General features: G+C 76.7%; 1 protein-coding gene. It reads right to left on the bottom strand.

Going from position 1 to position 11,254, the window contains the following annotated elements; translation table 11 throughout:
• Window positions 1-44: 44 nt before the first annotated feature.
• Entirely contained in the window at window positions 45-11,231 is an 11,187-nt protein-coding gene (locus A8711_RS12375) for a type I polyketide synthase (protein WP_069088280.1), read from the bottom strand.
• Window positions 11,232-11,254 lie beyond the last annotated feature (23 nt).

Below are 11,254 nucleotides of genomic sequence, written 5' to 3'. Positions count from 1 at the left end.
TGGACCTACCTCACTCGGCATGCCGATGTCGTTGCGGCTGGTGGTCACGACGTCTCCAGCTCGCGGTCGATCAGGTCGAAGATGTTCTCGGCGGTGGCCGACTCCAGGTCGTCGTCGCCGTCCGCGTCCGCCTGCCGCTCGGTCAGCCGGCCCAGCAGGCCGTGCAGCCGGTCGGTGATCCGGCGGAACTCGTCGTCGGCCGGGTCCAGCCCGACGAGCGCCGCCTCCAGCCGGTCGAGTTCCCGGCCCGCCGCCGACGGCTCGCCGGCCGGGCTCACCGGGGCGAACTGCCCGGCCAGGTGGACGGCGAGCGCCTCGGGCGTCGGGTTGTCGAAGACCAGCGTCGCCGGCAGCCGCAGCCCGGTGGCCGCGCCGAGCCGGTTGCGCAGCTCCACGGCGGTCAGCGAGTCGAAGCCGAGTTCCCGGAACGCGCGGGTCGGCTCGATGCCGGCCGGGTCGCCGTGGCCGAGAACGACCGCCACGTGCGCCAGCACCAGGTCGCGCAGGGCGCGTACCCGCTTGTCGTCGGGCAGGGCGCGCAGCGTCTCGGCGTACGCCTGCCCGTCGGCGGCCTCGCCGGCCGCGGCCCGGCGGCCGGCGGCGCGGACCAGGTTGGTCAGCAGCGGGTGTACGGGCGACCCGGGCGCGGCCACGCCGGTGGCGATCTTGGCGGGCATGAGTGTCGCCCGCTCCGAGCGCCAGAGAGCGTCGAACAGGGCGAGCCCCTCGGCGTCGGAGAGCGCCGCCATGCCGCCCCGGTCGAGGCGGCGGATGTCGGCCGAGTCGAGGTGGCCCGTCATGCCGCTGGCCTGTGCCCAGCGGCCCCACGCCAGCGCGACCGCCGGCAGGCCGAGGGCCCGCCGGTGCTCCGCCAGCGCGTCGAGGAACGCGTTGCCGGCGGCGTAGTTGCCCTGGCCCGGACCGCCGAACACGCCCGCGGCGGCGGAGAAGAGCACGAACGCGCTCAGGTCGTGGCCGAGGGTGGCCCGGTGCAGATTCCACGCCACGTCGACCTTGGGCCGCAGCACCGCGGCGAGGCGGTCGGGGGTGAGCGACTCGACGGTGGCGTCGTCGAGGACGCCGGCGGCGTGCACGACGGCGCGCAGCGGATGCCGCCGGTCCACCATGGACAGCACGTCCGCCACGGCGTCCGGGTCGGCCAGGTCGGCGGCGACGATCGACACGTCCGCGCCGAGCGCCTTCAGGTCGGCGAGCAGTTCGTCGGCGCCCTCGGCGTCCGGGCCGCGCCGGCTGACCAGCAGCAACTGCCGGGCGCCGTGCGCGGTGACCAGGTGCCGGCAGAGCAGCGCGCCGAGGGTGCCGGTCGCCCCGGAGACCAGGACCGTGCCGTCGAGCCGGGGCGCCTGCGGAATGCTCAGGGCCAGCTTGCCGACGTGCCGGGCCTGGCTGAGGAAGCGGAACGCCTCGGGGGCACGCCGGACGTCCCAGGTGCGCCGGGGCAGGGGCCGCAGCGCACCGGCGGCGAAAAGCGCCATCAGTTCGCCCAGCATCGCGCCGATCTTCTCCGGGCTGGCCTCGATGAGATCGAAGACCTGGTAGCTGACGCCCGGGTGGTCGGCGGCGACCCGCCGCGGGTCCCGCTTGTCGGTCTTGCCCATCTCGACGAACCGGCCGCCGTCGGCGAGCAGCCGCAGCGACGCGTCGACGTACTCGCCGCGCAGGGCGTTGAGCACCACGTCGACGCCCCGCCCGCCGGTGCGGTGGGCGAACTCGTCGGCGAAGTCGAGGCTGCGGGAGGAGGCGAGGTGCGCGTCGTCGAAGCCGGTGTCGCGCAGCGCCGGCCACTTGCCGGGGCCGGCCGTGCCGTAGACCTCCGCGCCGAGGTGGCGGGCGATCTGCACGGCGGCCATGCCCACGCCGCCGGCCGCCGCGTGCACGAGCACGGACTCGCCCGCGCGCAGCCGGGCCAGCTCCACCAGCCCGTACCACGCGGTCAGGAAGACCACGGGCACGGCGGCGGCGTCGGTGTAGGACCAGCCGTCGGGGATGCGGGTGACCAGCCGGCGGTCGGTGACCGCCGCCGAGGCGAACGAGCCGGAGAAGATGCCCATCACCCGGTCGCCGGGGGCGAGGTCGGCGACGCCCGGCCCCACGCCGAGCACCACGCCGGCGCCCTCGTTGCCCAGCACCTCCTGGTCGGGGACCATGCCGAGGGCCAGCACCACGTCGCGGAAGTTCAGCCCGGAGGCGCGCATCCCGACCAGGACGTGGCCCGCCGGCAGTTCCCCGCCCCCCTCGGGACCGGGCAGCAGGGCGAGGTTCTCCAGCGTGCCCTTCTCGGTGACGTCGAGGCGCCACGGCACCTCGTCGGCGGGCAGCGGCAACACACCGGCGTCGCGGGCCCGGGCCAGCCGGGGCACGAGCGGCGCGCCGTCGCGCAGCGCGAGCTGCGGCTCGCCGGAGGCGACGGCCGCCGGGACGGCCGCCAGGGAGGCGGCGGCGTCGTCGGTGTCGAGCAGCGTGAACCGGCCGGGGTGCTCGGACTGCGCCGAGCGGACCAGCCCCCACAGGCTCGCCCGGGCCAGGTCGCAGGGGGCCTCGCCCGGGGCCGCGCCGACCGCGCCCCGGGTGTGCAGCACGAGCCGGGACCGCTCCAGCCGGGGCTCGCCCAGCCACTGCCGCACCAGCGCGAGGGCGTCGCGGGCCGCGTCGTGCGCGGCCTCACCGGCCCGCTGCGGGTCCGACTCCGCGCCGGAGCGCAGGTCCAGCACCACATCGGGTACGTCCCCGGACTCCCCGATCTCGGCGATCAGCGCCGCCAGGTCGGCGTGGGACCGCACCGGGTGCCCGGCGGCGGCGAGCGCCCCGGCGAGGCCGAGGGTGTCGTCGCCGAGCAGCGCCCAGCGGGCCTCCCCGGCCGCCGCCCCGGTGTCCGTCAAAGGCGTCCAGTCCAGGTGGAACACCGACGTGCGGCGCAGGGCGGCGGCCTCGTCGGCCCGGCCCGCGGCGACCGGGCGGAACGTCAGCGACTCGACGGTGGCGACCGGCTGGCCGGCGGTGTCGGCGAGCGTGACCGCGACGGTGTCCGGGCCGAGCGGGCGCAGCCGCGCCCGCAGCCGGGTGGCGCCGTGGGCGTGCAGGGCGACCGAGCGGAAGGCGAACGGCATCCAGCCCGCCCCCGAGGTGTCCGCCGCGTCGCCGAGCAGGGCGGTGACGCCGCTGGCCTGGAGGGCCGCGTCGAACAGGGCCGGGTGCAGCCCGAAGCGGGACGCGTCGGCGCTCGCCTCCTCGGGCAGGGCCACCTCGGCGTAGACCTCGCCGTCGCCGCGCCACACCCGGCGCAGCCCCCGGAAGGAGGGGCCGTAGCCGAGGCCGCCCTCGGCCGTCTGCGCGTACCAGGCGTCCAGGTCGGCGTCGACCTCGACGGCGTCGGCCGGCGGCCACTGCCCCGGAACGGCGGTCGGGGCGGGCAGCTGCGGCAGCAGGAGTCCCTCGGCGTGCCGGGTCCACTCGGCGTCGGCGTCCTCTTCGGGGCGGGAGTGCACGGTGACGCTCCGCTCGCCGGTGTCGGCGGGCGGGCCCACGCGTACCTGCACCTGCACCGCGCCGGTCGCGGGGAGCACCAGCGGGTTGATCAGCGTCAGGTCGCCCACCTGGCCGGCGTCGACCTCGTCGCCGGCCCGGACCACCATGTCGACGACGCCGGTGCCGGGGACGATCACCGCCCCGCCGACGGCGTGGTCGGCCAGCCACGGGTGGGTACGCACCGACAGCCGCCCGGTCAGCACCACCGTCCGGTCGTCGGCGACGGGTACGGCCGCGCTGAGCAGCGGGTGCCCGGTGTCCTGGAGGCCGGCCGAGCCGACGTCGCGTACGCGGTGCGCGGGCGCGTCCAGCCAGTAGCGTCCCCGTTCGAAGGCGTAGGTGGGCAGTGCCACCACGTCGGTCTCGGCGAGGACGGCCGTCAGGTCGACGGGCAGGCCGATCGCGTGGGCGGTAGCCAGGTTGGTCAGCAGCCGCGTCGCGTCGTCGTCACCGCGCCGCAGGCTGCCCAGCGTGTGCCCGGTCGCGCCGGCGTCGTCCAGGATCGCCGTGACCGGCATCGTCAGCACCGGGTGGGGGCTGATCTCGATGAACGTGGTGTGCCCGGCGGCGACAGCGACGCGCACGGCGGCGTCGAACTGCACGGTCTGCCGCAGGTTGTCGTACCAGTAGCCGGCGTCCATCGAGGACGGGTCGACCCAGTCCCCCGTCAACGTCGAGACGAGCCGAGTGTGCCCCGGCTGCGGGCTCACGTCGGCCAGGTCCGCGCGCAACTGCTCCGCGACGTCCTGCACCGCCACCGAGTGCGACGCATAGTCCACCGGAATCAACCGCGCCCGCACCCCGTCGGCCTGACACGCCTCCACCAGATCCGCGACCGGCTGCGGCGGACCCGACACCACCACCGTCGACGGACCGTTCACCGCCGCCACCCCGACACCCGGGAACGCCGACAGCCGCTCAGCCACCGCCTCCGCCGACAGGTCCACCGACGCCATCGTTCCCGTGCCCCGCAGCACCGTCAGGGCCCGGGAGCGCAACGCCACCGCCTTCGCCGCGTCCCCCAGCGACAGGATCCCGGCCACGCACGCCGCGCCGATCTCGCCCTGCGAGTGACCGACCACCGCCGCCGGGGTGACCCCGGCGTGCTGCCACACCGCCGCCAGCGCCACACCCACAGCCCACAGCACCGGCTGCACGACCTCCACCCGCGCCAGCCACGACTCGTCGTCACCGGTCAACACCGCAACGAGGTCCACATCGAGGTACGGGGCCAGGGCCCGCTGACACTCCGCCAGACGCGCGTCGAAAACCGGCGCACGACCCACCAGACCCGCCGCCATCCGCGCCGACTGCGCACCCTGACCCGGGAACACGAACACCGCACCCGCGCCATGCGACAGAGCCGCCGCCGCGACCACGTTGCCGGCCGGCGACCCCGACGCCAGAGCGTCCAGCCCCGCCAGCAACTCCTCCGCGCTCGACCCGACCACGACCGCCCGCTGGTCGAACGTCGACCGGGTCGTCGTCAGGGACCAGCCCACCGCCGCCGCGTCCACCTCGCCGTGCTCGCGCACGTACTCCGCCAGGCGAGCCGCCTGGCCGGTCAGGGCACCCTTCGACCGCCCCGACAGCGGCCACACCACGACGTCGGAGGCCACGAGCCCGGGGCCCTGCTCGGCCGGAGCGGCAGCCACGGCCTGCGGCTCGTCGGCCTGCTCGATGATCACGTGGGCGTTCGTGCCGGACATGCCGAACGACGACACCGCCGCCCGGCGCGGCCGGTCCACCACCGGCCAGGGCCGCGACTGCGTGGCCAGTTCCACCGCGCCGGAGGTCCAGTCGATGTGCGGCGACGGCTCGTCCACGTGCAGCGTCGCCGGTACCACGCCCTCCCGCATCGCCAGCACCATCTTGATTACACCGGCGACGCCCGAGGCGGCCTGCGTGTGGCCGATGTTGGACTTGATCGAGCCGAGCAGCAGCGGCTCGCCGCCCTCGCGGCCCTGGCCGTAGGTCGCCAGCAGGGCCTGCGCCTCGATCGGGTCACCCAGCGTGGTGCCCGTGCCGTGCGCCTCGACCACGTCCACATCCGCGCTGCCCAGCCGGGCCCCCGCGAGGGCCTGGCGGATCACCCGCTGCTGCGACGGGCCGTTCGGCGCGGTCAGCCCGTTCGAGGCGCCGTCCTGGTTGACCGCCGACCCACGCACCACCGCCAGGACCCGGTGCCCGTTGCGCCGCGCGTCCGACAGCCGCTCCACCAGCAGCACGCCCACACCCTCGCCCCAGCCCGTGCCGTCCGCACCCGCCGCGAACGCCTTGCACCGGCCGTCGGCCGCCAGGCCCCGCTGCCGGGAGAACTCGAAGAAGGTGCCGGGGGTGGCCATGACCGTGACGCCGCCGGCGAGGGCGAGGTCGCACTCGCCACGCCGCAGCGCCTGCACCGCCAGGTGCAACGCCACAAGCGACGACGAACACGCCGTGTCCACCGACACCGCCGGACCCTCCAACCCCAACGCGTACGCCACCCGGCCCGACACCACACTGGCGGCGTTGCCCGTGGCCCCGAACCCTTCGGCCTGCTCCCCCGCAGCCATCAGCAGGGCCCCATAGTCCTGACCATTCGTGCCCACGAACACCCCTGTTCGCGAACCCCGCAGAACCCCAGGCGCAACCCCTGCCCGCTCGACCGCCTCCCACGAAACCTCCAGCAGCAACCGCTGCTGCGGATCCATCGCCGCCGCCTCGCGCGGCGAGATCCCGAAGAAACCGGGATCGAACTCGCCGGCCCCGTGCAGGAAGCCGCCCTTGTCGGCGTACGTGGTGCCGGGGTTGGCCGGGTCGGGGTCGTAGAGCCGGTCGAGGTCCCAGCCCCGGTCGGTCGGGAAGTCGCCGATCGCGTCGACGCCGTCGGCGACGAGGCGCCACAGCCGTTCGGGGCCGTCGACGCCGCCGGGGTAGCGGCAGGCCATGGCGACGATGGCCACCGGCTCGTCGTCGCCCACGGCGGCCGGGACAGCGACGGGAGCCGCCCCGGCGTCGGCGCCGAAGAGGCCGGCGAGCAGGAAGCGGGACAGCACCACCGGGGTGGGGTGGTCGAAGACCAGGGTGGTGGGCAGCGCCTGCCCGGTGGCGGCGACGAGCCGGTTGCGCAGCTCCACGGCGGTCAGCGAGTCGAAGCCGAGGTCGCGGAACGCGGTGGTCGCGCCCACGGCGGCAGCCCCGCCGTCGTGGCCGAGCACGTCGGCGGCGAGTTCGCGGACCAGGTCGGCGACGGTCTCCTCGCGGCGGGCCGGGGTCAGCGCGGCGAGGCGCCGGCGCAGCGTGGCCGCCGGGCCGTCGTCGCCGTCGTCGGCCGCGGCGCCGCCGTCGAGGGCGGCCCGCGCCTCCGGTACGCCCTCCAGCAGCGGCCGGCGGCGCGCGGAGGCGTACGCGGGGGCGAACCGGGTCCAGTCCACGTCGGCCACCGTCACTGTGACGTCGTCGTGGTCGAGGGCCTGCTGCAACGCGGCCATGGCGACGGCCGGGTCCATGGCGGGCAGGCCCCGGCGGCGCAGGTTGCGCTCGGCGTCGGCGGCGTGCATGCCGCCGTCGGACCATGGGCCCCAGGCGATGGCGGTGCCGGCCCGGCCGTCGGCGCGCCGCCGCCGCACCAGCGCGTCCAGGTAGGCGTTGCCGGCCGCGTACCCGGCCTGCCCGCCACTGCCCCAGGTGGCGGCGATGGACGAGTAGACGACGAAGGCGTCCAGCCCCCGGTCGGCGAGCAGGTCGGCGAGGTGGGTGGCCCCGGCGGTCTTGCCGACTGTCACCTCGGCCAGCTCGGCGGGGGTGACCTCGGCCAGCGGGGTGGCCTGCGCGACGCCGGCGGTGTGCACGACGGTGCGCACCGGCGGGCCGTCGGCCTCGACCCGGTCGAGCAGGTCGGCGAGGGCGGCCCGGTCGGCGATGTCGCAGGCGGCGACGGTGACCCGGGCCCCGAGGGCGGCCAGCTCGGCCTCCAGCTCGGCGGCGCCGGGGGCGTCGGGTCCGCGCCGGCTGACCAGCACGACGTGCTCGGCTCCGGCGGCGGCGAGCCAGCGGGCGGCGCGCGCGCCGAGCCCGCCGGTGCCGCCGGTGACCAGGGCGGTGCCGGTGGGCGTGAACCGGCGCGCCGGCGGACGGTCGCCGAGGGCGGCGCGGACGAGGCGGCGGGCGAAGACGCCGGGGCCGCGCACGGCGAGCTGGTCCTCGCCGGTCGAGCCGGTGAGGATCGCGGCGAGCCGGAAGGCGGCCCGGTCGTCGGGGTCGGACGGCAGGTCGACCAGGCCGCCCCAGCGGTGCGGCGCCTCGACGCCGACGACCCGGCCGAGGCCCCAGATCGCGGCCTGCGCCGGGTCGGCGAGCCGGTCGTACGAGGCGGCGGCGACCGCGCCCCGGGTGACCAGCCACAGCGGCGCTGCCACGCCGGCGTCGCCGAGCGCCTGCACGAGGGCGAGGGTGGTGGTCAGGCCGGGCAGGACGGTGCCGTCGGCGGTGCGTGGTTCCCCGGCGAGCAGGGACACGACGCCGGCGGGCTCGGTGCCGGCGAGGGCCGCCGCGAGGCCGGCCCGGTCGGCGTCCGGCTCCACCGTCAGCGGCAGCACGTCGGCGCCGGCGCCGGTCAGCGCGGCCCGGACGGCCCGCGCCACCGGGTCGTCGGCGTCGTCGGCGGGCAGCGCCAGCAGCCAGGTGCCGGCCAGCCGGGCGGGGGCGGGCTCGGGGGCCACCTGCCATTCCTCCCGGTACCGCCAGCCGTCGAGGACCGAGTGTTCCTGCCGCTGCCGCCGCCAGTCGGCGAGGACGGGCAGCAGGGTACGCAGCGACTCGGCGGCGGCGGTGTCGGTGACGGCGAGGGTGTCGCGCAGCGCGTCGAGGTCGGCGCGTTCGACGGCCGCCCAGAACCGGCGGTCGAGCGCGCCGGCCCCGCCCGTCGTGGTGTCGTCGGCGGGCGCCTCGGCCGGCACCCAGTAGTGCTGCCGCTCGAACGGGTAGGTGGGCAGGTCGACGAGCCGGCCGGGCCGGCCGGCGAGGACGTCCGCCCAGTGCGGCGGCGTGCCGGCGACGTGCAGCTGGGAGAGGGCGGCGAGCAGGGCACGGCGGTCCGGGCGGTCCCGGCGCAGCACCGGCACCACCACGGCGGAGGCGGCGTCGGTCCCGATCCCGGCGAGGGTCTCCTGGACGCTGGCGGTGAGCACGGCGTCCGGCCCGACCTCCACGAAGGTGCCGACGCCGTGGGCGCGCAGGGCGCGTACGCCGTCGGCGAAGCGGACCGCCTCCCGGACGTGGCGCACCCAGTAGCCGGGGTCGGTGAGCTGCGCCGGGTCGGCCAGCTCGCCGGTCACGTTGGACACCACCGGCAGGGTGGGGGCGCGCAGGTCGAGGCGGCCGGCGACGGCAGCGAACTCGGCGAGCATCGGCTCCATCAGCGGGCTGTGGAAGGCGTGGCTGACCCGCAGCCGCCGCACCTTCAACCCCCGGCCGGTCCAGAGTTCCGCCAGCTCGTCGATGGCCGCCGCGTCGCCGGAGACGACGACGGCGTCGGGGCCGTTGACGGCGGCGACGGCGACCCGGCCGGTCAGCGCGGCGATCGACTCGGCGACCCGGGCCTCGTCGGCGGCCACGGCGAGCATCGCGCCGCCGGTGGGCAGGTCCTGCATGAGCCGCCCCCGGGCGGCGACGAGGGCGCACGCGTCGTCGAGGCTGAGCACGCCGGCCACGTGGGCGGCGGTCAGCTCGCCGACGGAGTGCCCGGCGACCATGTCGGGGGCCAGGCCCCAGGAGCCGAGCAGCCGGTGCAGCGCCACCTCGACGGCGAACAGCGCGGCCTGGGTGAAGACGGTCCGGTCGAGCAGGTCGGCCTCGGCGGTGCCGGGCTCGGCGAACAGCAGCGGCTTCAGCGGCCGGGGCAGCCGGTGGTCGAGGTGGCCGCAGACCTCGTCGAGCGCCTCCGCGAAGACCGGGTACGCCTCGTACAGCTCCCGGCCGGCGCCGGCGCGCTGGGCGCCCTGGCCGGAGAACAGGAACGCGACCCCGCCGCGTTCGGCGGCGGCGCCGGTGACCAGCCCGGGGGCGGGCCGGTCGTCGGCGAGGGCGTGCAGCGCGGCGAGCAGGCCGTCGCGGTCGTCGGCGAGCACGACCGCCCGGTGCTCCAGGGGCGAGCGGGAGACCGCCGAGGTCCAGGCGACGTCGGCCGGGCGCAGGTGCGCGTCGTCGGCGACGTAGGCCGACCAGCGCTCGGCCTGGCGGCGCAGCGCGGTGCGGGTGCGGCCGGTGAGCAGCACCGGCGCGGGCGCGGGCGGCACCGGGTGGTCCGCCTCGACGCCGGCCGGTTCGGGCTGTTCGAGGATGAGGTGGGTGTTGGTGCCGCTCATCCCGAACGACGAGACGGCGGCCCGGCGCGGCCGGTCCACGGCCGGCCACGGCGTGGCCTCGGTGACGAGGGTGACCGCGCCGGCGGCCCAGTCCACGTGCGGGGTGGGCTCGTCGACGTGCAGGGTGGCCGGCACGACGCCGTGCCGCATCGCCAGCACCATCTTGATCACACCGGCGATGCCGGCGGCGGCCTGGGTGTGCCCGATGTTGGACTTGATCGAGCCGAGCAGCAGCGGCGCGGCGTCGCCCCGCTCCCGGCCGTACGTGGCGAGCAGCGCCTGAGCCTCGATCGGATCGCCGAGGGTGGTGCCGGTGCCGTGCGCCTCCACCACGTCGACCATGTCGGGGGTGAGCTTCGCGCCGGCCAGGGCCTGCCGGATGACCCGCTGCTGGGACGGGCCGTTGGGGGCGGTGAGGCCGTTCGACGCGCCGTCGGAGTTGACCGCCGAGCTGCGGATGACGCCGAGCACGGGGTGGCCGTTGCGGCGGGCGTCGCTGAGCCGCTCCAGCAGCAGCATGCCGACGCCCTCGGACCAGCCGGTGCCGTCGGCGGAGGCGGCGAACGACTTGCACCGGCCGTCGGCGGCGAGGCCGCGCTGCCGGGAGAACTCGACGAACGGGCCGGGGGTGGCCAGCACGGTCGCGCCGCCGGCCAGGGCGAGGCCGCACTCGCGCTGGCGCAGCGCCTGGCAGGCGAGATGGATGGCGACCGACGCCGACGAGCAGGCGGTGTCCACGGTGACCGACGGGCCTTCGAGGCCGAACGTGTACGCCAGCCGACCGGACACGACACTGGCGGCGGTGCCGGTCAGCACGTACCCCTCGACGCCGGGCGCCCGGTGCAGCACGGCGGCGTAGTCCTGCCCGGAGGTGCCCACGAAGACGCCGGAGCGGCTGCCACGCAGCGACAGCGGGGCGATGCCGGCGCGTTCGAACAGCTCCCAGGTGACCTCCAGCAGCAGCCGCTGCTGCGGGTCCATGGCGACCGCCTCACGCGGCGAGATGCCGAAGAGCGCAGCGTCGAACTGCCCCGCGTCGCGCAGGAACCCGCCGGCGGTGGTGTACGAGGTGCCGGCGTTGTCCGGGTCGGCGTGGTAGAGCCGGTCCAGGTCCCAGCCGCGGTCGGTGGGAAAGTCGCCGATGGCGTCCCCGCCGGACGAGACGAACTCCCAGAGCTCCTCCGGCGAGCTGATGCCGCCCGGGTAGCGGCAGCTCATCGCCACGATCGCCACCGGCTCGGACTCCTCGGCGGTGACCTCGCGCAGCCGTTGGCGGGTCTGCTGCAGCTCGGCGACGACGCGCGTCAGGTATTCGCGCAGCCGATCTTCGTCCGCCATGACATCTCGCTTTCTCGTGACAC

Origin of the sequence: Micromonospora sp. II, from assembly GCF_001709195.1 — a bacterium.
Lineage (GTDB): Bacteria > Actinomycetota > Actinomycetes > Mycobacteriales > Micromonosporaceae > Micromonospora > Micromonospora chalcea.
The sequence above is the reverse complement of the archived record's forward strand: the minus strand, read 5'-3'. Positions and strand labels throughout refer to the sequence as shown.

Excerpts from the sequence above, each read along its gene's own strand:
- A8711_RS12375 (WP_069088280.1), bottom strand. The coding sequence starts at position 11,231 with ATGGCGGACGAAGATCGGCTGCGCGAATACCTGACGCGCGTCGTCGCC.